This is a genomic window from Pseudarthrobacter enclensis (assembly GCF_001457025.1).
GTDB lineage: Bacteria > Actinomycetota > Actinomycetes > Actinomycetales > Micrococcaceae > Arthrobacter > Arthrobacter enclensis.
Window position 1 is genome coordinate 210,531 of sequence record NZ_KQ758601.1, and the last position, 21,569, is coordinate 232,099.

20 protein-coding genes are annotated in these 21,569 nt (G+C 67.2%); 15 read left to right on the forward strand and 5 right to left on the reverse strand.

Annotated features, from left to right (window positions below; translation table 11 throughout):
* The first annotated feature begins 142 nt into the window (after nucleotides 1-142).
* Genes AS031_RS09065 through AS031_RS09080 form a run of 4 tightly spaced genes read left to right on the forward strand, consistent with a single transcriptional unit; the run spans nucleotide 143 to nucleotide 3,971 of the window.
* Nucleotides 143-1,255 carry a PP2C family protein-serine/threonine phosphatase gene (locus AS031_RS09065; RefSeq protein ID WP_058267815.1) on the forward strand — a complete coding sequence of 371 codons (1,113 nt, stop codon included), beginning with the start codon at nucleotides 143-145 and terminating at the stop codon, nucleotides 1,253-1,255.
* Nucleotides 1,252-3,231: a glycosyltransferase gene (locus AS031_RS09070; protein WP_058267816.1), complete on the forward strand. Its 1,980-nt coding sequence runs from the start codon at nucleotides 1,252-1,254 to the stop codon at nucleotides 3,229-3,231. The genes AS031_RS09065 and AS031_RS09070 overlap by 4 nt, the downstream gene beginning before the upstream one ends.
* Nucleotides 3,221-3,553: an STAS domain-containing protein gene (locus AS031_RS09075; protein ID WP_058267817.1), complete on the forward strand. Its 333-nt coding sequence runs from the start codon at nucleotides 3,221-3,223 to the stop codon at nucleotides 3,551-3,553. Before AS031_RS09070 ends, AS031_RS09075 begins: the two co-directional genes overlap by 11 nt.
* On the forward strand, nucleotides 3,546-3,971 hold the full coding sequence (locus AS031_RS09080) for an ATP-binding protein (RefSeq protein ID WP_058267818.1): 426 nt from the start codon (nucleotides 3,546-3,548) through the stop codon (nucleotides 3,969-3,971). Before AS031_RS09075 ends, AS031_RS09080 begins: the two co-directional genes overlap by 8 nt.
* Here the strand turns inward: AS031_RS09080 and AS031_RS09085 are convergent.
* The gene (locus AS031_RS09085; RefSeq protein WP_058267819.1) at nucleotides 3,957-5,201 is read right to left on the reverse strand and encodes a GAF domain-containing sensor histidine kinase; all 1,245 of its coding nucleotides are present in this window, start codon (nucleotides 5,199-5,201) and stop codon (nucleotides 3,957-3,959) included. The genes AS031_RS09080 and AS031_RS09085 overlap by 15 nt on opposite strands.
* Nucleotides 5,202-5,479: 278 nt before the next feature.
* On the opposite strand from AS031_RS09085, the gene uraD reads away from it, so the two are divergent.
* From uraD to AS031_RS09105, 4 genes are all read left to right on the forward strand, one after another.
* Nucleotides 5,480-5,977 carry a 2-oxo-4-hydroxy-4-carboxy-5-ureidoimidazoline decarboxylase gene (uraD, locus tag AS031_RS09090; protein WP_058268070.1) on the forward strand — a complete coding sequence of 166 codons (498 nt, stop codon included), beginning with the start codon at nucleotides 5,480-5,482 and terminating at the stop codon, nucleotides 5,975-5,977.
* Nucleotides 5,974-6,312 carry a hydroxyisourate hydrolase gene (gene uraH / locus AS031_RS09095; RefSeq protein WP_058267820.1) on the forward strand — a complete coding sequence of 113 codons (339 nt, stop codon included), beginning with the start codon at nucleotides 5,974-5,976 and terminating at the stop codon, nucleotides 6,310-6,312. Before uraD ends, uraH begins: the two co-directional genes overlap by 4 nt.
* Nucleotides 6,313-6,408: 96 nt before the next feature.
* On the forward strand, nucleotides 6,409-7,218 hold the full coding sequence (locus tag AS031_RS09100; RefSeq protein ID WP_058267821.1) for an IclR family transcriptional regulator: 810 nt from the start codon (nucleotides 6,409-6,411) through the stop codon (nucleotides 7,216-7,218).
* Between the two features lie 395 nt (nucleotides 7,219-7,613).
* Nucleotides 7,614-9,581 carry a BCCT family transporter gene (locus AS031_RS09105; protein ID WP_082641979.1) on the forward strand — a complete coding sequence of 656 codons (1,968 nt, stop codon included), beginning with the start codon at nucleotides 7,614-7,616 and terminating at the stop codon, nucleotides 9,579-9,581.
* Nucleotides 9,582-9,732: 151 nt separating this feature from the next.
* On the opposite strand, the gene hxlA is transcribed toward AS031_RS09105, so the two are convergent.
* Nucleotides 9,733-10,356, reverse strand: a complete 624-nt coding sequence (gene hxlA / locus AS031_RS09110; protein WP_058267823.1) for a 3-hexulose-6-phosphate synthase — start codon at nucleotides 10,354-10,356, stop codon at nucleotides 9,733-9,735.
* A 51-nt stretch (nucleotides 10,357-10,407) separates the two neighbouring features.
* Nucleotides 10,408-11,007 carry a 6-phospho-3-hexuloisomerase gene (gene hxlB / locus AS031_RS09115; protein ID WP_228379599.1) on the reverse strand — a complete coding sequence of 200 codons (600 nt, stop codon included), beginning with the start codon at nucleotides 11,005-11,007 and terminating at the stop codon, nucleotides 10,408-10,410.
* A gap of 128 nt (nucleotides 11,008-11,135) precedes the next feature.
* On the opposite strand from hxlB, the gene AS031_RS09120 reads away from it, so the two are divergent.
* Nucleotides 11,136-12,500: a helix-turn-helix transcriptional regulator gene (locus AS031_RS09120; RefSeq protein ID WP_058267824.1), complete on the forward strand. Its 1,365-nt coding sequence runs from the start codon at nucleotides 11,136-11,138 to the stop codon at nucleotides 12,498-12,500.
* Between the two features lie 34 nt (nucleotides 12,501-12,534).
* Here the strand turns inward: AS031_RS09120 and AS031_RS09125 are convergent, their stop codons facing one another.
* Together AS031_RS09125 and AS031_RS09130 are read right to left on the reverse strand one after the other, a co-directional pair.
* Complete coding sequence (locus tag AS031_RS09125; protein ID WP_228379600.1) at nucleotides 12,535-12,810, reverse strand: hypothetical protein; 276 nt, start codon at nucleotides 12,808-12,810, stop codon at nucleotides 12,535-12,537.
* Nucleotides 12,811-12,942: 132 nt separating this feature from the next.
* A complete protein-coding gene (locus AS031_RS09130; protein ID WP_058267825.1) occupies nucleotides 12,943-13,623 on the reverse strand; it encodes a GntR family transcriptional regulator in 681 nt (226 codons plus the stop codon).
* Between the two features lie 122 nt (nucleotides 13,624-13,745).
* On the opposite strand from AS031_RS09130, the gene purU reads away from it, so the two are divergent.
* The 6 genes from purU (at nucleotide 13,746) to fdhD (ending at nucleotide 21,121) form a co-directional block, all read left to right on the forward strand.
* The gene (purU, locus tag AS031_RS09135; RefSeq protein ID WP_058267826.1) at nucleotides 13,746-14,666 is read left to right on the forward strand and encodes a formyltetrahydrofolate deformylase; all 921 of its coding nucleotides are present in this window, start codon (nucleotides 13,746-13,748) and stop codon (nucleotides 14,664-14,666) included.
* A gap of 49 nt (nucleotides 14,667-14,715) precedes the next feature.
* A complete protein-coding gene (locus AS031_RS09140) occupies nucleotides 14,716-17,208 on the forward strand; it encodes a GcvT family protein (protein ID WP_058267827.1) in 2,493 nt (830 codons plus the stop codon).
* A 2-nt stretch (nucleotides 17,209-17,210) separates the two neighbouring features.
* Entirely contained in the window at nucleotides 17,211-17,897 is a 687-nt protein-coding gene (locus AS031_RS09145; protein WP_082641981.1) for a cyclodeaminase/cyclohydrolase family protein, read from the forward strand.
* Nucleotides 17,894-18,766 (forward strand): bifunctional 5,10-methylenetetrahydrofolate dehydrogenase/5,10-methenyltetrahydrofolate cyclohydrolase, encoded by an 873-nt coding sequence (locus AS031_RS09150; protein WP_058267828.1) that lies wholly within the window; start codon nucleotides 17,894-17,896, stop codon nucleotides 18,764-18,766. The genes AS031_RS09145 and AS031_RS09150 overlap by 4 nt, the downstream gene beginning before the upstream one ends.
* A 181-nt stretch (nucleotides 18,767-18,947) precedes the next feature.
* Nucleotides 18,948-20,249 (forward strand): molybdopterin molybdotransferase MoeA, encoded by a 1,302-nt coding sequence (locus AS031_RS09155; protein ID WP_058267829.1) that lies wholly within the window; start codon nucleotides 18,948-18,950, stop codon nucleotides 20,247-20,249.
* The gene (gene fdhD / locus AS031_RS09160; RefSeq protein WP_058267830.1) at nucleotides 20,237-21,121 is read left to right on the forward strand and encodes a formate dehydrogenase accessory sulfurtransferase FdhD; all 885 of its coding nucleotides are present in this window, start codon (nucleotides 20,237-20,239) and stop codon (nucleotides 21,119-21,121) included. The genes AS031_RS09155 and fdhD overlap by 13 nt, the downstream gene beginning before the upstream one ends.
* Nucleotides 21,122-21,569 lie beyond the last annotated feature (448 nt).

Genomic DNA, 21,569 nt, shown 5'->3' on the forward strand with positions numbered 1-21,569 from the left:
GCGGCACCTGCAAACGGCACCCCCGCCGGCGGAGCACGACGCCTGCACGGCAGCCGAAGAAGCGCCGTGAACAGCGGTTTTGTTGGAAACTGTGAAGCCCTAAGACATGCCCTGTCCGCCTTAATACGGTAGAAGTAGAGCTATGGTCTCTCCCTCCGAAGTGCGTCGTGCCGTTGTCATTGAGGATGACCCGGACATCCGCGGCCTGCTGGTCCGCGTGCTCACCAAGCAGGGCTTCGACGTGACCGAAGCGGGCGCAGGCCTTCCGGGAGTGGAGGAAGTCCGGAACAGGCAGCCGGACCTGGTCACGCTGGACCTGAACCTGCCGGACCTTGACGGCCTGGAAGTCTGCAAGCTGCTCAGGGAGTTCTCCGACGCGTTCATCGTCATGCTGACCGCCCGCGCCGACGAGCTGGACAAGCTGACCGGCCTGGACAACGGCGCCGACGAATACATCAGCAAGCCGTTCAGCCCGCGCGAGCTCCAGTCCCGCATCAACGCCCTGTTCCGCCGGCGCCCCTCCCCTGCCGCGGACTCGGCCGCACGCAGCGAACTCCAGCGCGCCACCGAGGTGCAGCAGAGCCTCCTGCCCAAGGAGGACATCCGGGTTGACGGCTATGACGTCGCCGGCATGTTCCGCCCGTCCCGCAGCGTGGGCGGGGACTTCTATGACTGGTACCAGACCCCGGACGGCCTGCACCTGACCTTTGCCGACGCGATGGGCAAGGGCATGGGTGCTGCCCTGATCGCCGCCACCGTCCGCGCCGTCATGCGCTCCACCGGGCGCCGCCAGGACCTGGACGGAGCCTTCGCGTCCGCGAGCAAGGCCATCGCCACGGACCTGGACTCCTCCAACTCCTTCGTCACCCTGTTCCACGCCCGGCTGGACGCGGCGTCGGGAACGGTCAGCTACGTCGATGCCGGCCACGGACTGGCACTGCACATCGGGGCAGACGGGACGGCACACCGGCTGCCGTCCGGCGGACCGCCCGTTGGGGCGTGGGCGGGATCCGAATGGCCGCAGTCCGGCCTCGAACTGGCCCCCGGCGACTCCCTCGTGGTGGTCAGCGACGGCGTGCTCGATGTCTTCGACTCCGTGGAAGATTTCACCGAAGCCGTCCGCCGCACCACCCAGGCCGAAGCCTCGGCACAGGGAGCCAGCAGCGCCATCCTGTCCCTTGCGCCGGCGGAAACAGCGGAGGATGACGTGACGGTGGTTGTGGTCCGCAGGCTCCCGCAGGAGGTGGCGGCATGACGCGTTTCTGGACCCGCCTGGTGGTGGTGCTGACCATCATCACGGGCGTGAACTACATTGCCTGGCGCTGGCTCGCGTCCCTCAACTGGGATGCCTGGTGGATTGCGCTGCCGCTGGTCATCGCCGAAACCTACAGCCTGATTGACGTCATGCTCTTCGGCATGACGGTGTGGAACCTGAAGATCCGCAAAGGCGCCCCGGAACCGCCGGCGGACGCCACCGTGGACGTCTTCATCACCACGTACAACGAGGACCTGGACATGGTGCTCACCACGGCGCTGGCCGCCCAAAAGATCAGGCATCCGCACAGTACCTGGATCCTGGACGACGGCGCCCGTCCCGAACTCAAGGCCCTCGCCGAAAAGCACGGGCTCGGCTACGTCACGCGCAGCGAGGACTGGACCAAGGACCTGCCCCGCCATGCCAAGGCCGGCAACCTCAACAACGCACTCATGCAGACGGACGGCGAGTTCCTGCTGATCCTGGACGCCGACCAGATCCCGGAACCGGACATCCTGGAAAAGACGCTGGGCTACTTCAACAACCGCAGGGTGGCCCTGGTCCAGACCCCGCAGTACTTCAGCAACGTCCCCGCCGACGACCCCCTGGGCAGCCAGGCACCCCTGTTCTACGGCCCCATCCAGCAGGGCAAGGACGGCTGGAACGCCGCGTTTTTCTGCGGCTCCAACGCCATCCTGCGCCGTGAAGCACTGATGCAGCTGGGCCTGGTGGGCTACGTGAAGGAAACCGAGAAGAGCATCCGCCGCGCCCTGGCTGCCTCCCGTCAGGCCATCCGGCAGGCGCGCAAGTCCACGGACATGGACTCGCCGCTGGTGGCCCAGGTCCTCGACGAGGTGGAAGCAGCCACCGTCGAGGCCCAGCAGGAGCTCGACGCCGGCATGGCGCTGAGCGAGATCACCTACCGGGTGCGCCGCCGCGTGGACACCGCCGTGCAGACCCTGGTGCAGGCCGACGTCGAAGCCCTGCAGTCCGACCTTGAGGAAATCGCGGCCATGGAACTCGCCCATGTGGGCGAGGCCGGTGTGCCGGTGGTGGCCGACGACGCCGTGCAGCGCATGTCCGCCCGTGACTGGTCCCCGCTGGGCGCTCTCGAATCCGTCCAGGCGGTCCTGGACGCCCTCTCCGTGGAACGCAACGACGAGGCCCAGCCGGTCATGCCGCTGGCCACCATCTCCGTCACCGAGGACATGGCCACCGCCATGCGCATGCACGCCATGGGCTGGCAGAGCGTCTACCACCACGAAATCCTGGCCTACGGACTGGCCCCGGAAGACCTGAAGACCATGCTCACCCAGCGGCTCCGCTGGGCCCAGGGCACCATCCAGGTGCTGCTCCGCGAGAACCCGCTGGTGCAGAAGGGCCTCAAGATCGGCCAGCGGCTGATGTACTTCGCCACCATGTGGACCTACCTGAGCGGCTTCGCTGCCGTCATCTACTTCGCGGCCCCCATCATCTACCTGCTGCTGGGCATCCTGCCGGTCACCAGCCTCAGCTGGGACTTCTTCATCCGGTTCATCCCGTTCATGGTGGTCAACCAGCTGCTCTTCGCGGTGGCCGGCCGCGGCATCCCCACGTGGCGCGGCCAGCAGTACAGCCTGGCGCTGTTCCCCACCTGGATCAAGGCGTGCACGACGGCGGCCCGCAACGTCTGGTTCGGACGTCCCCTGGGGTTTGCCGTCACGCCCAAGGCGCGGCAGAGCGGCGGACCCAGCTGGAGCCTCATCCAGCCCCAGATCGTGGTGTCCATCCTGCTCGCCGTGGCCGCCGTAGTCGGCATCATCCGGCTGGCCACGGGCCTGGCCGAACCGCTGGGCACCCTGGTGAACGTCGCCTGGGTGATCTTCGACCTGGTGGTCATGAGCATCCTGGTCCGCGCCGTGCTCTACAAGGGGTACGAACCGCCGGCAGAACCCGCAGATCCTGCACCGACAGAGAGGAAACCCGATGGAGTTTAGCTATGAGGTCAAGGACTCATACGCGGAAGTGAAGGCGGACGGCCGGCTGAACATGGTGTCCGCCCCCAAGCTGCGCGAGTTCGTCACTGACGTGATCGCCGGCGGATCCAACCGGATCGTGGTGAACCTCGAAAACACCGCTTTCATGGATTCCTCCGGACTGGGCGCACTGATCGGCTGCCTCAAGGCGGCCCGCCACGCCGGCGGTGACCTCCGGATCGCGGCGGTGCAGCCGCAGGTGAAGATGGTCCTCCAGCTCACCAGCATGGACAAGGTCCTCACCGCTTACACCTCCGCCGAAGAGGCCTTCAGCAATGACTGAGATCCTCGCCTCGCGCAGCTTCAGGGGACTTGCCGCGGACGATGCCATCAACGCCGTCCACAATGATCTCGACAGCCTGTGGCGGGACGTTCCGTTCGTCTCCGACATGGACCAGATGACGTTCACCACCGCGGTCATCGAATCGGCGTCGAACATTGTCCAGCACGCCGAGCCGGCAGCGGGCGAGCCCGTGGAGCTGGGCGTGGACATCACCGTGCAGCCCACGCTGCTGCAGGCACGCGTCAGCGCCTACAACGCCAAGCCGCCGTTCGGGCCCATGGAACCGGCCACGCCCGGAGAAGACGCGGAGTCGGGCCGCGGCCTGGCGCTGATCGAGGCGCTGGTCACCACGGTTACGTTCGAGCGCCAGGACGGCACCAACACCTGGGTGTTGTCCCGGACGTCATCCCAGGACTGAAAGCTCCCGGGCGCCGGGGAAAAGGACCGAGACGGTGGTTCCCCCGCCCGGTGTTGCGCTGATGGCCAGCGCACTGCCGTGCGCCTGGGCAATCCGCTGGCAGGTGGCCAGGCCCAGCCCGGTGCCCGGCCCGTCGCCTGGCCGCTTCAGCCGGACCAGCGGTTCCACGGCGCGCTGCCTGTCCGCCGGGGTGATGCCCTTGCCGTTGTCCGCCACGTGGACGGTGACGCCCTGGGGGCAGGTGGCAGCTGTTACGGCCACCTCGAGCGGCCTCTCCGGCGAGCGGTAGTTCAGGGAATTGGCCAGCAGGTTCTGCAGGAGGGTCCGCAGCTGTGCCCGGTCCGCGAATACGGCGGCGTCCTCGCAGAGGATCCCGCTTCCCAGCCCCAGGTCCACGCCCAGGTCCTGGGCGGCCTCGGCGGTGACGGCCAGCAGTGACACCGTTTCGGGTGCCAGCTCACCGTCGGCGCGGGAGTAGTTCAGCACGTCGTCGAGCGTGCCGAGCATCCGCCGCCCGCCGGTGCCGATCAGGCCCAAGTACTCCACCACCGGGTGGTCCTGCGGGATGCCGGGATCGTCCTCGGCCAGTTCAACGTATCCCAGGATCGTGGTCAGCGGCGTGCGGAGGTCGTGGCTTACCCGCCCGGCGAACTCGGACAGCATGGCGTTGCTGCGCTGGAGTTCCGCCATGGCCCGGTCAAGCTGCAGGGTTTTGTGCTGCAGCTCGAACAGTTCCACCACCTGCTGTGCCAGCACTTCCACCAGCTCCATCTGTTCGGGGCCGGGCATCCCTGCACGGTCCGAGAAGACACACAACGTGCCAAGGATCAGGCCGGTGGATGCCCTCAGCGGCACCGAGGCGTAGAAGCGGACATCGGCAATCTCGCCCGTCACAAACGGGTTGGCTGCAAAGCGGGGGTCCTGGGACGCATCCGGCACCAGGGTGGTTCCCGGTGTGAGGAACACCGAGGCACACATCGAGTCTTCCCGGGAGCAGACGTCCGGTTCGATCCCGGAGGCAGCCACCTGCAGCTGCCGGTCGGAAGTGATGATGTTGACGACGCTGTACGGCACCCCGCACAGCGAGGCGGCGACGCGGACCAGGTTGTTGAGCGCACTTTGCGCCTGGCGGTCCAGCAGCGTGGGAAGGGTCCCGTCCACCTCCGGCAGCAGTCCGTACTGCTGCAGGCCGTGGTCGCGGTCCGTTTCCTGATCGGTCAGCATTTGCATAGCGTCCCGTCCATATTCTTTTTGACTCCCCAGTCTCAGTCACAGGGCTCCAGGACCCTTTAGCGTGATGATACCGAACGGCCGGCACGGCTGTTGTAGTCTCTTGACACCGGACGCGTCCTGCCCTTGAATAATTACGTATGCTGAAATAACAGTTCCATGATGCGGAAGCCCCATGACCGGACCTACAGTCCGGCCGTGAAAAGGGTGCCGGGCAGTCCGGCCTCCGCATAGCCGTCACCATGGATGCCAGCATTGTCACCGAGGAACCAGCCAGCATGAAGCTCGCCGAATTCAACAGTGCGGACCCCGCCACCGCGGCGGATACCCTTCGACCCTGCATAGACGTCACCCGCTGGGTGGATGCCGTCGCCGGCGCCCGCCCGTTCACCAGCAGGGACGCCCTCCTGTCCTTCGCGGCCGCCGCCGCAGATCCGTTCACTCCCACCGAGGTGGAATCCGCCATGGCGCACCATCCCCGGATCGGGGAACGGCCGACGGCGGGCACGGCCGAGGCGTCCATGTCCCGGTCCGAACAGGCCGGGGTGGATCCCGCCGATGCCGCGGCAGCGGAGGCACTGGCCCGCGGCAACCGCGACTACGAAGAGAAGTTCGGGCGCGTCTTCCTGATCCGCGCGGCGGGCCGGACCGCACCCGAAATCCTGCAGGCACTGAACACCCGCCTTGCCCACACCCCTGCGGAAGAAGACACCATCGTCGCCCAGCAGCTCCGCGAAATTGCCGTACTCCGGCTTGAAGGACTGATCACCGAATGAGCGTTTCCCACGTCACCACCCACATCCTTGACACCGGCGCCGGGCGTCCGGCGGCGGGTGTCGCCGTCGTACTCTTCGCGAACGACGCCGGCACCTGGCGTGAGCTTGCGGCCTCCACTACCGACGCGGACGGCCGCGCAAAGGACCTGGGCCCGGAGCAGCTGGAGCCTGGCCAGTACAAACTGAACTTCGCGACGGGCACGTACTACGCCGGCCTGCAGACGGCCACCTTCTTTCCGGAAGTGGACCTGGTCTTTGAAGTGTCCGGCCCCGAGCACTACCACGTTCCCCTCCTGCTCAGCCCCTTTGCCTACTCCACGTACCGCGGCAGCTGACCGCCGCATGTCCGGCCCCGCGGGGCACCATGTGACGGCTGCCCCGGGGTCCGCGATTGCGGTTAAGTGGCACCCCGCGGCATAGGATCAGGAAGTATGGCTTCTAAAAACGACCCGGAACCCGACGCCGAGGCCGAGGGCGCCCAATCCGGCGGAGTGCAGTCCGTGGAGCGCGCACTGACGGTCTTGGAGATCCTGGCCCGTGAAGGCAGCGCCGGCGTCAGTGAGATCGCCGAGGAAATGGGGATCCACAAATCCACCGTCTCCCGGCTGATGGGCTCACTGGTCAGCCGCGACATGGTGCAGCAGAACAGCGACCGCGGGAAGTACCAGCTGGGCTTTGGCATCCTCCGGCTGGCCAGCGTGATTCCCGGCCGCCTCAGCCTGGTCCATGAAGCCCGGCCGGTCCTGGAAAGCCTCGCCGAGGAGTTCAAGGAAACCGTCAACCTGGCAGTCCTCCGCTCCAACTACGCGGTGAACGTGGACCAGGCCATGGGCCCCTCCACCCTGGCCACCTACGACTGGGTAGGCAGCCTGACTCCGCTGCACGCCACCTCCAGCGGCAAGATCCTGCTCGCAGCCCTGAGCACGGACGAGCGCGACCGCATCCTGAAGGAAACCGGCCTTCCGCCCCGCACCTCCCGCACCATCACGGACCGGAAGGAACTGGACCGGCAACTCCTCGACGCTGCCGGCAAGGGCTTTGCGATCGTCCGGGAAGAGTTCGAGATCGGACTCAACGCCATTGCCGTACCGGTCTTCAACCACCAGGGAAACGTCGTGGGTGCGGTGAGCATCTCCGGCCCGGCTTTCCGGTTCGAGCCGGAAAAGATTCCCGGCCTGGTGGAATCGCTCAAGGAAGCGGGACTGCAGGTCAGCGCAAACATGGGCTACGCCCGGCGCTGACAGCTGCAGCACCCCGAGGACCCCGGCCCAAAAGGGGCGGGGTCCTCGGCGTTAGCAGAGGATGCTCAGCCGTCTGACCTGCACCGACAACACCGCAGCGTCGCTCATGACGCACCATGGTTCGCCTTATGCAACAACTGGATTTCGCTTTGCTCACTGTCAAGCGCTCCCGACTTGTAGCAGAAGCGCTGCGAAATACCTTGACTTTAAATGTGGCGTACCGCACTCTGTTGCCTAACGCGAATACTGTTGATCCTTGCGAAACACTCCCCAGGTGTCTTTATCCACCCTGCGGCCCCATGGCCCCTGACCCGGCGAACCCAACCTTCGCCGCATCTGCCGGGCTCTGCCCTGCCTTCAGCAATTCCATGACCCGCCGAGCAAAGGACCCGCTCATGGCAATCAATAGTGAATTAACCCCCTCCAAACCCGACGAGCTGCCCGCGGACACCGATCCGCGGGCGGCCGGCACCGACAGCGACGGCACCACCCCCGGGCTCCCCGGATCCGATGCCCCGCCTGCCACTGCCGAGCCCGCCACGGACACAGAAGAATACGAACAGATCCTCGAGGAACTGCGGCTCTCCAGGACGGAGCAGGCCGTCAGCCAGCGCCGCAACCGCAAACTCGGCCTGGATAAGGTCACCTTCGGAATCACGGGCGCCATCGCCGTCGCCTTCGTGATTTGGGGATTTACCGGCCGGGACAGCCTCGCCGCCACCTCCACTGGCGCCCTTAACTGGGTGATGGAGTACACGGGCTGGCTGTTCATGGTGCTCGCCTCCCTGTTCGTCGTCTTCGTGCTGTGGCTGGCCCTTGGCAAGTTCGGCAACATCCCCCTCGGCAAGGACGGCGAAAAGCCCGAGTTCCGGACCGTCTCCTGGGTGGCCATGATGTTCGCCGCCGGCATGGGCATCGGGCTCATGTTCTACGGCGTGGCCGAACCGCTCTACCACTTCGTCTCGCCGCCGCCGGGAACGGTGGACGGCCGCACGCCGGACGCCATCCAGACGGCCATGGCCACCTCGATCTTCCACTGGACCCTGCACCCCTGGGCCATGTACGCCGTGGTGGGCATCGCGATGGCCTACGGCACCTACCGGCTGGGCCGCAAGCAGCTCATTTCGACTGCCTTTACGTCCCTGTTCGGCGTCCGCATGGTGGAAGGGCCGGTAGGGAAGTTCATCAACATCCTCGCCATCTTCGCCACCTTGTTCGGCACTGCAGCTTCCCTGGGCCTCGGCGCCCTGCAGATCGGCAGCGGCCTGACGTCCAACGGCTGGATGGGCGAGGTGGGAACCCCCATCCTGGTGGTCATCGTGGCCGTCCTGACCTTCTGCTTCGTGGCGTCCGCCGTCTCGGGCATCAGCCGCGGCATCCAGTGGCTGTCCAACATCAACATGGTCCTGGCCGTCGTCCTGGCCCTCATCGTGTTCGTCGCCGGGCCCACCCTGTTCATCCTCAACCTCATCCCGTCCGCGATCGGCGACTACGTCCGCGACCTGGCGGAGATGTCCTCCCGGACCGAGGCCGTGGGTGACGAGGCACTGCGGAGCTGGATGACCAGCTGGACCATCTTCTACTGGGCCTGGTGGATCTCCTGGACGCCCTTCGTTGGCCTGTTCATCGCACGCATCAGCCGCGGCCGCACCATCCGGCAGTTTGTCACCGGCGTGCTGCTGGTGCCCAGCATCGTGAGCGTCATCTGGTTCGGCATTTTCGGCGGCGCGGCATTCAACGTGCAGCAGGAAGCGGACAAGGCAGGAACCGGCGGCCTGGTCACCATGGTCAACGGCGCACCGTCCGTGAACTTCGACGGCGCCCTCTTCGATCTGGTCAAGAACCTGCAGATGCCGGACTGGTTCACGGCAGCCGTGATTGTCCTGGCCATGGTCCTCGTGGCGATCTTCTTCGTCACCGGCGCCGACGCAGCCTCGATCGTCATGGGCTCGCTGAGCTCCAACGGCGCGGAGCACCCGCGCCGCGCGGTGGTCATCTTCTGGGGAACCCTCACCGGCGCGGTGGCAGCGGTCATGCTGCTGGCCGGCGGCGACGAGCCCTCGGAAGCCTTGTCCGGGCTGCAAAGAATCACCATCGTGGCGGCGTTGCCGTTCATCATCGTGATGCTGCTCCTCTGCTTCGCCGTGACCAAGGACCTGCGGCGGGACCCCCTCTCGCTGCACCGGCGCCTGGCCACCTCCGTGGTGGACCGCGCCATCCGCACCGGCGTCGAACAGCACGGCGGCGTCAAGTTCGATCTCGTAACCAAGCACGAGTGCGGCGAACAATGCCAGGACCCGGCGTCCTGCCCCGGCGGAAGCACCGCGGACCCGGCCAAGAGCCAGGACCCCGTGAAGGGCTGATCTCCGTAGATCCAACGCAAAGCCGGGCCCCCGTGTTCATCCACGGGGGCCCGGCTTTTGCGTTGGTGCCCGTCAGGCGGAGGCCCGGGACGCAACAGCGGCCCCACCCTGAGGGGCGGGGCCGCTGTCCCGTTGCGAGGGGCTTGGCAAATCAGTTGATGGCAGCCTGGAGTTCCTTGGCGGCCAGGGCGGGATCGGCTGCACCGTAGATGGCGCCGCCGGCCACAGCCACGTCGGCACCTGCGGCCTGGACCGCGGCAATGGTGCCGGCATTGACGCCGCCGGCCACGGAGAAGGGCACCTGCGCCGCCTCACCGGAACGCAGCAGTCCGTTCAGGTCGAAACCGGGCTGTGCCTGCTCGTCCAGTCCTGCATGGAATTCCACGAACGTGGCACCAAGGGCACGGACCTCGCGTGCGCGGGCAGCCTTGTCCTGGACACCGATCAGGTCCACCACGATGCCCTTGTTGTGGGCGGTGGCTGCCTTGACGGCACCGGAGATGGTGGAGTTGTCCGCGCTGCCCAGGACGGAGACGAGGTCGGCTCCTGCCTTGAACGCGATGTCGGCCTCCAGCTCGCCGGCGTCCATGGTCTTCATGTCCGCAAACACGGTCTTGTCCGGGTGGGCCTCCTTGATGGCAGTGACCGCGGAAAGCCCGGCGGCCTTGATCAGCGGCGTGCCCAGCTCGATGATGTCCACGTACTCGGCAACCTTGCCGGCCAGCTCGAGGGCATCTTCGACGGCGAGGAGGTCGATGGCTACCTGAAGTTTCATGTCTGTCGCTTTCTTTAGGGGGTGTATCGGAAGGGTCGGGAAAGGGTTCTGCTACTCGAGGTTGGCGTGCCGCAGCCACAGCTGTTCCGCCGGCACGTCCACCGCATCCCACAGGGACTGGAAGAGGGCCTCGGTGGCCACGAAGAGGGCCTGTTCAAACAGGCTTCCGGAGTACTGCCGGGACACGCCGGAACCATGGTGGGTCTTCTGCTGGGCAGGGACCACCACGACGGCGTCCGCAACGGCCGCCAGCGGGGAACCGGGGTTGGCGGTGAAGGCTGCGATGAGGGCCTGCGCCCTGGCCGCAGTCTCGGCGGCCTTGACCACGCCGCTGGTGGTTCCCGAACCGGAGGCCACCAGCAGCAGGTCGCCCTCCCGGATGGCCGGGGTAGTGGCGTCCCCCGCCACGTGGACCTGCAGGCCCAGGTGCATCAGCCGCATGGCGGCCATCCGCAGCACCAGGCCGCTGCGGCCGGCACCGGCAACGAACACCCGGTCCGCCCGCTCGAGCAGCAGCGACACTGCCGCCAGCTGCTCTTCACTGATGGCCGCGGCAGTATCCGTGATTTCACCCAGCACCAGGGAAAGGTTCCCGGACACAGCTGCCCGGTCCACCTCCAGGCCGCGCGTGCTCGTGACGGTCGGGGTCACTTGTCCTCCTTCAAAGTGGCTTTTATCCATCCTCCGACCCCCGCCGGGTAGGTGAAACGCTGATTTGGGATGGTTCCGCCTATCCTTTCGGGTAGTGCAGGCACCTGTGTTTCGCATACGCTGGCCGGATGGCCCACCCCAACGCACCCGGTCACGCCGCTCCCGCAGCACCCGCCCCTCCGTGGCCGCTGCTGCATGCCGTCGCCCGGATCGCGGATGCGCCGTTGTCGCAGATAGCCGAGCGGCTTCGTGAAGCGCTGCTTCCCTTCACCGGCGGGGACGCGCTGGTGATTTTCACCGAGGAATGCACGGGACGGCCGCAGAAGAAGGCCGGCAACAAGGACGTCACGGCCCGGGTCTCCGTGGCCGAACTGCAGCAGCTGCGGGAGTCGCTGGCCGGGCACCCTCACTGGCAGGGCGAGGCCCTGATCGCGGGCAGGGACCGGCGGGTCCAGGCCCTGTCCTACCCGCCCAGCAACGCCATCCTGGTCATCACCTACCCGGACGAGGCCAAGGCCCGCACCCCGGATACCGGAAAAGACCCCGGCACAGGTGGTACCGCTGAGGCGGGCGGAGGCCCCGGCGCGGAGGATGACACCGCCGCAATGGTGCGCTACCTGTGGGACCTCGCGGCCGGCCGCATCCAGGAAAAAGTCAGCGACGCGCCGCCGTCGTACCTGGTGGAATCCCGCGCGGCGTCGGCGGAACGGCTCCGGGTGACCAGCGAACTCGTGGACCTGCATTCCACCACGCTGGAAACGCTGCTGGCGGCGGCCCGTTCGCCGTCGCTGGACGACGCCGCCGCCAGGGCATCGGTCACGGACCTCGCGGCGCGCGCACTGGTGGAACTCCGCACGCATAATGACCGCACGGCGGACCAGATCGAAGAACCGGTGGCTTCAGCGTTCGAGAGGCTGCGGGACGACCTGCGGCCGCTGACAAGGTTCGGCGGTGTGGACGTCCAGTTCATCGAGCCGCCGCTGAACGGCAGGGCTCTGCCCGGGGAAGTCGCCGTCGCGGCCCGGGCGGTGGTGCGGGGGCTGCTGCTGGCCATGATGGAGCAGCCGGAAGTCCGCCGCGTCCGTACCCAGTGGGACTGCGACGGCGAAAACCTGCTGATCAGCGTCCGTGACGACGGCGACGGCGGACTGTCCGCGGAATCGCCGGCCATGGGGAGGCTGCAGCGGAGGGTGCAGGCCCTTGCCGGGCGGATGGAGGTGGACCTGCAGCCGGGATGGGGATCTGATATTTCGGTAACGCTGCCGCTCGACCCTCCGTCGTCGCCGGGCGACGTGGCCGGATGGGAACTGGCCGCCCGGGAGCTCGAGGTGCTCCAGCTGCTGGCCGCAGGGCAACGCAACCGCAGCATCGCCGCGGCGTTGACCATCAGTGAGAACACCGTGAAGTTCCACGTCAGGAACCTGTTCAGGAAGCTGGGCGTGGCCTCGCGGTCGGAGGCTATCGCACTGGCCCACAGCCGGGGGCTGCGCTAGGAACAGTCAGCTGCGGTTCTGCGCGGGCTGGGGATCAAACCCACATCTGGTAGCCGGTGGACTTGTCGAAGAGCCGGCGCGTATTGGCGCCGGCTCCTGCCAGCCACAACACGGAGTCATCGTCGGCCGCCTGGTCCACGATCCCGCTGGCCACGTATTCGCCCGAAAGCCAGACCTCCACGGCATGGCCCGGCAGCCGGGCCCAGTCATGGCGCATGCCCTGGACCGGGGAATTGCCCGCCAGCCCGTTCCTGGCCGCTGCAGCTGCGTGGCTTCCGGCGTCATTGACGGCTGGCGCGCTGGTGTTCATCTCTTCCTCCGGGTGTCGTCATCGGGTGCCGCAGCCGGCACTGATATTTCTTTGATATATCAAAGATGAGGAAAGTATGACCCAGCTCACACAGTGCGTCAATCCCCGTCCAACAACCCCAGGGGAGAAGTCCTAGGCGCTGAAGAGCGCTTCCCGGACGGCGCGTTCAAAGCCGCTGACATGGACGCGGGCCAGTTCGGCTGCCTGCTCCTCATCGCCGTCTATGACTGCGCGCAGGAGGTTCAGGTGCTCGTGGACGTGGCCGGACAGGTCCGGAAGACGGTCCACCACCATGCACCAGATCCGGGTAGCCAGGTTGTCGTAGCGGATCAGGATGTCCTCGAGATGCGGGTTAGCCGAGGCTGCGTAGATGCCCTGATGGACCCTGGCATCCAGCTGCAGGGTTTCCATGACCGGGGCGGAGCTGACATCGAAGGCTTCCACCTCCGCCAGGATCGCCTTCAGCTGGGCACGCACACCGGCGGAGGCCAGCCGGGCCGCGCGTGACGCTGCCAGTGGTTCCAGCTGGGCGCGGATCTCGGAAATGAAGGAAAGGTCCGTCACGTCCACGCGCGTGGCAAAGGTTCCGCGCCGCGGGTAGGTCACCACCAGCCGGTCAAGTTCCAGCCGCTTCAGCGCCTCGCGGACCGGGGTGCGGCCCACGCCCAGCGACTTGGACAGCGCGTCATCATTCAGGAGCTCGCCGGGCTTGATGTCCAGCATCAGCAGCCGGTCGCGGATGCTCTCATAGGCCACGTCCGCAAGCGACTTTTTTCCGGCATCTTCTGAAAGCGCCAATGTTTCAAATGCCACCGCGGGACCTCTTCCTCTGAGTCGGAAAAACCTATTGACCTCGCCCAGTGACCAGTATACGCTGATCTGCAACCTAATATATCAGTACGCAACACAGGAATATATCTTTAGGAGGAGGAGACATGACCCTCGTGGAAACAGCCCCTTTGACGGCACCCGGCGCATCAGTGGCATCCGCACCGGCTGAACAGCAGACCCAGCAGAAATTCGTGCTGACCCTGTCCTGCGGCGAGCGCGCGGGCATCGTCCAGGCGGTGACGACCTTCCTGTTCGACCGCGGCTTCAACATCGACGAGCACCAGCAGTTCGATGACAGCCTCCGCGAAACGCTGCACCTGCGCACTGCGTTCTCCGGTTCGCCGTCCTACAGCCCGGACCAGCTCGAAGAAGAGTTCCGTCCCATCGCGGACCGGTTCGGCATGAAGTTCAGCTTCAACGACCAGACCCCACAGCGGGTCCTGGTGATGGTGTCCAAGTTCGGCCACTGCCTCAACGACCTCATCTTCCGGTGGCGCGGCGGCACCCTCGGCGGAGACCTCGTGGCCGTCGTCTCCAACCATGAGACCCACCGCGCCATGGCGGAGGCCGCCGGCCTGCCCTTCATCCACATTCCCGTCACGCCGGACACCAAGGCCGACGCCGAGCAGCGGCTGCTGGAGCTCGTGGACGAATACCAGGCGGACCTGGTGGTCCTGGCCCGCTACATGCAGGTCCTCTCCAATGACCTGTGCCGCTCCCTTGAGGGCCGCGCCATCAACATCCACCACTCCTTCCTGCCCGGCTTCAAGGGCGCCAAGCCCTACCACCAGGCCCACGCCCGCGGCGTGAAGCTCATTGGTGCCACCGCCCACTACGTCACCGCCGACCTGGACGAGGGACCGATCATCGAGCAGGAAGTCATCCGCGTGGACCACAGCTACGGCCCGTCCGCCCTGTCCACCGTCGGGCAGGACGCCGAGGCACTCGCGCTGTCCCGCGCCGTCCGGTGGCACTGCCAGCACCGGGTCCTGCTGGACGAGACCAGCACCGTGGTTTTCCGCTAGCCGGCACCGCACGCACAGACACTAATACGTAGAGCAGCAGGAGAACCTTATGGAATCGACGCCTCGCATTGTCATCATCGGAGCCGGCATCGTCGGCACCAACCTCGCGGACGAACTCGTCACGAAGGGGTGGAACAACATCACGGTCCTGGACCAGGGCCCCCTCAACATGCCGGGCGGCTCCACGTCCCACGCCCCCGGCCTGGTCTTCCAGACCAACCCCTCCAAGTCCATGGCACTGTTCGCCAAGTACACGGTGGAGAAGCTGCTGTCCCTCACCGAAGACGGCGTCAGCTGCTTCAACCAGGTGGGCGGCCTGGAAGTTGCCACCACCGAAACCCGCCTCGCGGACCTGAAGCGCAAGCTCGGCTACGCGCAGGCATGGGGCATTGAAGGTTCCATCCTTTCCCCGGCCGAGTGCAAGGAGCTCTACCCGCTCATCAACGACGAGGACATCCTCGGCGGCCTCCACGTTCCCAGCGACGGCCTGGCCAGCGCCGCCCGCGCCGTCCAGCTGCTGATCAAGCGCACCGAGACTGCCGGCGTGAAGTACATCGGCAACACCGAGGTCACCGGCATTGAACAGTCCGGCCGCCGGGTCACCGGCGTCCAGACTCCCGACGGCGTGATCCCGGCAGACATCGTCGTCTCCTGCGCCGGCTTCTGGGGCGCAAAGGTCGGTGAGCTGATCGGCATGTCCGTGCCGCTGCTGCCCCTGGCCCACCAGTACGTCAAGACCACCCCGGTGCCCGCGCAGCAGGGCAAGAACGAACTGCCCAACGGCGCGCAGCTTCCGATCCTACGGCACCAGGACCAGGACCTCTACTACCGCGAGCACGGCGACCGTTACGGCATCGGCTCCTACGCCCACAAGCCCATGCCCGTTGACCTGGACGAGCTCGGCAGCTTCAAGCCGAACGAGATCAGCGAACACAACATGCCCTCGCGCCTGGACTTCACCCTCGAGGACTTCCTCCCCGCCTGGGAAGCCACCAAGCAGATCCTCCCGGCCCTGCGCGAAAGCGAAATCGAGGACGGCTTCAACGGCATCTTCTCCTTCACCCCGGACGGCGGCTCCCTGGTGGGCGAGTCCAAGGAACTGGACGGCTTCTTCGTGGCCGAGGCCGTCTGGGTCACCCACTCGGCAGGCATCGCCCGCGCCGTGGCCGAGCTCCTGGTGGACGGCAAGTCCTCCATCGACCTGGGCGACTGCGACATCCACCGCTTCGAGGACGTCCAGCTGACCCCCGAATACGTCAGCGAAACCTCGCAGCAGAACTTCGTGGAAATCTACGACGTCCTGCACCCGCTGCAGCCCAAGCTCTCCCCGCGCAACCTGCGTGTCAGCCCCTTCCATGCCCGGCACAAGCAGCTGGGCGGCTACTTCCTGGAAGGCGCCGGCTGGGAGCGCCCCTACTGGTTCGAGGCCAACGCCGAACTGCTCAAGGACATGCCCGCGGACTGGCAGCCCCCGGCCCGCGATTCCTGGTCCGGCATGTTCAGCTCCCCCATCGCCGCGGCCGAGGCATGGAAGACCCGCACCGCCGTCGCCATGTACGACATGACCCCGCTCAAGCGGCTCGAAGTTTCCGGACCCGGCGCCCTGAAGCTGCTGCAGGAACTGACCACCGCGGAAATGGACAAGAAGCCCGGAGCCGTGACCTACACGCTCCTGCTGGACGACCAAGGCGGCGTCCGAAGCGACATCACCGTGGCCCGCCTGGACGAGCAGACCTTCCAGCTCGGCGCCAACGGCAACATCGACACCGCCTACTTCGACCGCGCCGCCCGGCACCAGACCGCAAACGGCGGACCCGAGGACTGGGTCCAGGTCCGCGACACCACCGGCGGCACCTGCTGCATCGGCCTCTGGGGCCCCCTGGCCCGTGAAGTCGTCGGCGCGGTCAGCAGCGACGACTTCACCAACGACGGCCTGAAGTACTTCCGGTCCAAGCAGGTGGTCATCGGCGGCGTCCCGGTCACCGCCATGCGCCTGTCCTACGTCGGCGAACTGGGCTGGGAACTGTACACCAGCGCCGACAACGGCCAGCGCCTCTGGGACGCACTGTGGAAGGCCGGCCAGCCGTTCGGCATCATCGCCGCCGGCCGGGCCGCCTTCAGCTCGCTCCGCCTGGAAAAGGGCTACCGCTCCTGGGGCACCGACATGACCACCGAGCACGATCCCTTCGAGGCCGGACTCGGCTTCGCGGTGAAGATGGCCAAGGAGGACTTCGTCGGCAAGGCAGCCCTGGAGGGACGCACCGAGGAAAACTCCGCACGCCGCCTGCGCTGCCTGACGGTCGACGACGGACGCAGCCTGGTCCTGGGCAAGGAACCGGTGTTCTACAAGGACCAGGCGGTGGGTTACGTCACCAGCGCCGCCTACGGCTACACGGTCCGCAAGCCCATTGCCTACTCCTACCTGCCCGCGGAGGTCTCGATCGGCGATTCCGTGGAGATCGAGTACTTCGGCCGCCGCATCGTGGCCACCGTGACCCAGGATCCGCTGTACGACCCCACCATGTCCCGGCTGCGCGGCTGAGCATGGCGGAACAGCAAGCGAACAGCGCGGCGCCGGCAGGCGCCGGTTCGGCCGCCACGGACTCGATTGGTACCGAAACCATCGGCAGCTACCTCGCACGGCTCGCCTCCCGGCAACCCACGCCGGGAGGCGGGGCGGCGGCCGCACTCCACGCCGCCCAGGGTGCAGCCCTGGTGGCCATGGTGGCGCGCTATACCACCGGCCCCAAGTATGCAGAGCACGAAGCCCTGGTGGAGCGGACCACGAAGGTGGCCGATGAGCTTTCCTCGGAGGCACTGCGGCTGGCCGACTCCGATGAACAGGTCTTCCAGGCCGTCATCGACGCCTACCGGCTTCCCTCCGACACCGGGGAGCTCAAGGCCGCCAAAACGTCAGCCATCCAGGCAGCTTTGGTCCAGGCGGCACAGACCCCTGCCCAGCTGGTCAAGCTGGCCGGCGCGGTGGTGGACCTCGCAGACGGCCTTGCCGACGTCGCCAATCCGAACGTGATCAGCGACGTCGCGGCAGCGGCAGATGCGGCACGTGCCGCTGCCACCACCGCACGGGTCAACATCGACATCAACGTCGTGGCCATCAAGGACCAGGCGGTGCGGTCACTGCTCAAGGAGCAGACCGACGGCATCGAGGAAAAAGTGGTGGCGGCTGCGGACGCCCTCGTGGCGCGGGTACGGGAAAGGATCCTCCAATGAGCACCCAGTCGCTCTCCGGAAAGGAACTGGCCGGGGAGATCCGGCGCCGGGCCCGCGAACAGGCCCGCGACCTCGAGCAGGGCGGCATCCACCCCGCCCTGGCCGTGGTCATCGCCACCGACGACGGCTCCACCCACTGGTACGTCCGTTCCATCGAACGTGCCGCGGAGGCGGCCGGCATTGGCTGCCGGATCATCGACCTCGGGCACGATGCAACGGAGCAGGTCCTGGCCAGCGTCCTGCGCGACCTGGGCGCAGAACCGTCGGTGCACGGCATCATCCTGCAGACGCCGCTTCCGGCCGGCGTCCGCACTGACGCCCTGGTGGGCCTGATCCCGCCCGAAAAGGACATCGACGGCGCGAACCCGCTGAGCCTTGGCCGCCTGGCCGTGGGGCAGCCGGCCTTTGCGCCGGCTACGGCCCGGTCCGTCGTCGAGATCCTTGAGCACTACAGGATCCCGGTGGCCGGCCGCAGCGCCGTGGTGGTGGGCCGTTCGGCAGTGGTGGGTAAGCCCCTGGCCCTCCTGCTGATGGAACGCGACGCCGCCGTGACGGTGTGCCATTCGCGCTCCGGACCGCTGGAGCGCTACACGGCCGAAGCCGACATTGTGGTGGTCGCGGCGGGAAGGACAGGGCTGCTCAACGGCAGCCACGTCTCCCCCGCCTCGGTGGTCATCGACGTGGGCACCAACGTCCTGGCCGACGGCTCCCTGGTGGGGGACGTGGACGCGGACAGCGTCCGCGGGGTTGCGGCGGCGCTCAGTCCCGTTCCGGGCGGCGTCGGCTCCGTCACTACTGCCCTGCTGCTGCTCCACACAGTGGAGGCCGCGCGCCGGAGTTCGCTGGTACCGGTTCTGGAAAATGCCTAGACACAGCCGGACGGCAGACGTAGTATCTAACTGATATATCTTTGTTTCTTACCGTGAGATATCACAAGCCCGTTGCTCGTAGACGGTGCTTCGATGGCCTGAAACCTGGGGAGGTATTCCTCGTCGAAGCACCGCTTACGGGCAACGGGCTTTTCTCTTCAACGCAGCAAGGGGCATCCCTTTGATTACCCACGAGCACACGGCAGCTCCCCCCTCCCCGACGGCGGGGCAGGGACTGCACGATCCCGGCTGGCCGGAAGCGCGGCGCCTGGCCCACGAATGCACCGGCCCCCTCCCGCCCGCGCGGCTCCCGCTGCACGAGGCCGCAGGCCGCACGCTGAGCCGTCCGGTAACGGCGCTCCAGGACCTGCCGCACTACGCATCATCGGCCATGGACGGCTGGGCCGTAAACGGCGCCGGACCGTGGCAGCTGGTGCCTTCCGGGCAGCCGCTGGCACCGGGCGGGGCCGCGGTGATCGCCACCGGCGGCCTGGTGCCGCAAGGCACCACCGCAGTGGTGCGCAAGGAACGTGGAATCGTCACCGACGCCGGCGGCAACCCTTCCCTCGAACTGACCGACGGCGGGACGGGAGCGCCGCGGCCCGGCCAGGACGTGCGCCCGGCAGGGACCGAAGCGCTGGCCGGCGAAGTGCTGGTTCCGGCCGGCACTGTCCTCAACCCCGCACACCTGGCCCTCGCGGCCGTGGCCGGGCACGACCACCTGGAGGTACAGGCGAAGCCCGTGGTCGCCGTCGTCCTCACCGGGTCCGAAGTGGTGACCGCCGGGGTTCCCGCCCCCGGACAGGTACGCGATACCTTTGGCCCGCAGCTGGGCACCGTCATCGGCCAGCTGGGTGGCATCGCAGGGCAGTTTACCCGGATCGGGGACTCCTTCGACGCCTGGCTGGGGGCCCTGGCGGATGCGGGGACCGGGTCCAACCGCGCCGATGTGGTCATCACCACCGGCGGAACGGGCAAATCCGGAACGGACCACTTCCGCAACGCCGTGGCGGCCCTGGGCGGCAGGCTGCTGCTCGACGGCATCGCCATGCGCCCGGGCCACCCCGCCGTCCTGGCCGAACTCGCCGACGGCCGGTTCGCCGTCGGACTTCCCGGCAACCCCCTTGCCGCGATGATGTCCCTGGCCACCATCGGCGGACCGCTGTTGGCAGCCTTGGGCGGCCTGCCGCTGGCGGACCTTCAGTACGCCGTCTCCGGCAGCGACGTGGGGCCCGACGCCGGCTGCGGAAGCGGGCCCGGGCGTACACGGCTCATCCCGTGCAGGTTCCTGTCCGGACTGGCCTTCCCCGTGGCGCACACCGGCCCGGGCATGATGCGCGGCCTGGCCTGGGCGGAAGGCATCATGGCAGTACCTCCCGCTGGCGTTGACTCCGGCGGGCAGGTCCCGGTCCTCCCACTCCCCTGGGCGCCCCTTCCGCCCAAGTCCGCCCGAGCCACAGGAGGTGCCCCATGGCACGCATGACGCAGCGCCGGAAGATCCACCGCTTCCGCCTCGACGGTTCCGGCACCGAACTTCCGGTGCGGTTCAAGGAGGACGTGATCGCCGCCGAAGAGCCCCTGGAGATCCGGCTGGGCGGGCGCTCCTTTGCCGTCACCATGAGGACCCCCGGAGACGACTTCGACCTCGTGGCGGGCTTCCTGGTCTCCGAGGGCGTGATCCGCGACCAGTCCGAGCTGGTATCCCTGCGCTTCTGCGCCGGCGGTCCCGGCGAGGAACAGACCTTCAACGTCGTGGACGCACAACTGCGTCCGGACGTCCGGCCTCCGGACACGATGCGGCACGTCTACACGTCAAGCTCGTGCGGCATCTGCGGGACCGAATCCATCGAGGCCGTCCGGAAGACCCAGCACTTCGACCCGTCCGCGGACCCGCTGACCGTCCCCGTGGATGTGGTGGCCGGGCTCCCGGACCGCCTGCGGGAGGCGCAGGCCGTGTTCGAGAAGACGGGCGGCGTCCATGCGGCCGGGCTCTTCCGCGTTGACGCTGGAGAGCCGGAACTGTTGTGCCTGCGCGAGGACGTGGGCCGGCACAACGCCGTGGACAAGGTGGTGGGTTGGGCGCTGCGCCAGGGGCTGCTTCCGCTGCGCGGCACGGTGCTCCAGGTGTCCGGCAGGGCCTCGTTTGAACTGGTCCAGAAGGCCGCCCTGGCGGGCATCCCCGTGCTGTCGGCGGTGAGTGCTCCTTCAAGCCTGGCCATCGACCTGGCCACCGAAACGGGCGTTGCCCTGGTGGGATTCAACCGCGGGGACACCCTCAACGTCTACGCCGGCCGGAACCGTTTGGACAGGCCGGCCGTAACAGAAGCCCGTCTTCGGGTGGGCGCCGGCCAGTAAGACCCTGCGCCCCGCGCCCTCGTTCCGGGCCGGTCACTCCCCTGAATCCGGGGGTGCGATTCGCGCTGCCCTTTTTCAGCGCCGCCAGGCCTGGGGTCGTGGCCCTGCGGCGGCCGCAATGTATTTGACAACCCTTGTGACCTAAAGCACTGTTTTGTTGCATAACACGAAGCTTGTTGATCATCCCGGGACGAAAGACCTTTCATATGCGCGTACCTTTTGCTCCGCGGCACCGGGCCGCGGCAACCGGGGCGCGATCAGTCACGACGAAAAACCGACCTGCGGTGGCCGCCGGCAGAGGAACCTCGTTCCCCGGCAGCTCCCGCAGTGGCTGGCATCCTGCCGCCGCAACAAACACCCAAAGGAAATGTTGATGACCATCCACGGTGGCAGCACCATCGATCAAAGCAGCGCGGAGCGCCGGAGCCCGGGGACGACGCCGTCCCCA

Bases quoted from the DNA above. Each gene is read 5' to 3' on its own strand.
- AS031_RS09065 (WP_058267815.1), top strand. From the start codon at position 143: ATGGTCTCTCCCTCCGAAGTGCGTCGTGCCGTTGTCATTGAGGATGAC.
- AS031_RS09120 (WP_058267824.1), top strand. From the start codon at position 11,136: ATGGCCCACCCCAACGCACCCGGTCACGCCGCTCCCGCAGCACCCGCC.
- fdhD (WP_058267830.1), top strand. From the start codon at position 20,237: ATGGCACGCATGACGCAGCGCCGGAAGATCCACCGCTTCCGCCTCGAC.
- AS031_RS09105 (WP_082641979.1), top strand. From the start codon at position 7,614: ATGGCAATCAATAGTGAATTAACCCCCTCCAAACCCGACGAGCTGCCC.
- uraH (WP_058267820.1), top strand. From the start codon at position 5,974: ATGAGCGTTTCCCACGTCACCACCCACATCCTTGACACCGGCGCCGGG.
- AS031_RS09145 (WP_082641981.1), top strand. From the start codon at position 17,211: ATGGCGGAACAGCAAGCGAACAGCGCGGCGCCGGCAGGCGCCGGTTCG.
- AS031_RS09140 (WP_058267827.1), top strand. From the start codon at position 14,716: ATGGAATCGACGCCTCGCATTGTCATCATCGGAGCCGGCATCGTCGGC.
- AS031_RS09085 (WP_058267819.1), bottom strand. From the start codon at position 5,201: ATGCAAATGCTGACCGATCAGGAAACGGACCGCGACCACGGCCTGCAG.
- AS031_RS09125 (WP_228379600.1), bottom strand. From the start codon at position 12,810: ATGAACACCAGCGCGCCAGCCGTCAATGACGCCGGAAGCCACGCAGCT.
- AS031_RS09150 (WP_058267828.1), top strand. From the start codon at position 17,894: ATGAGCACCCAGTCGCTCTCCGGAAAGGAACTGGCCGGGGAGATCCGG.
- hxlA (WP_058267823.1), bottom strand. From the start codon at position 10,356: ATGAAACTTCAGGTAGCCATCGACCTCCTCGCCGTCGAAGATGCCCTC.
- uraD (WP_058268070.1), top strand. From the start codon at position 5,480: ATGAAGCTCGCCGAATTCAACAGTGCGGACCCCGCCACCGCGGCGGAT.
- purU (WP_058267826.1), top strand. From the start codon at position 13,746: ATGACCCTCGTGGAAACAGCCCCTTTGACGGCACCCGGCGCATCAGTG.
- AS031_RS09100 (WP_058267821.1), top strand. From the start codon at position 6,409: ATGGCTTCTAAAAACGACCCGGAACCCGACGCCGAGGCCGAGGGCGCC.
- AS031_RS09080 (WP_058267818.1), top strand. From the start codon at position 3,546: ATGACTGAGATCCTCGCCTCGCGCAGCTTCAGGGGACTTGCCGCGGAC.
- AS031_RS09075 (WP_058267817.1), top strand. From the start codon at position 3,221: ATGGAGTTTAGCTATGAGGTCAAGGACTCATACGCGGAAGTGAAGGCG.
- AS031_RS09070 (WP_058267816.1), top strand. From the start codon at position 1,252: ATGACGCGTTTCTGGACCCGCCTGGTGGTGGTGCTGACCATCATCACG.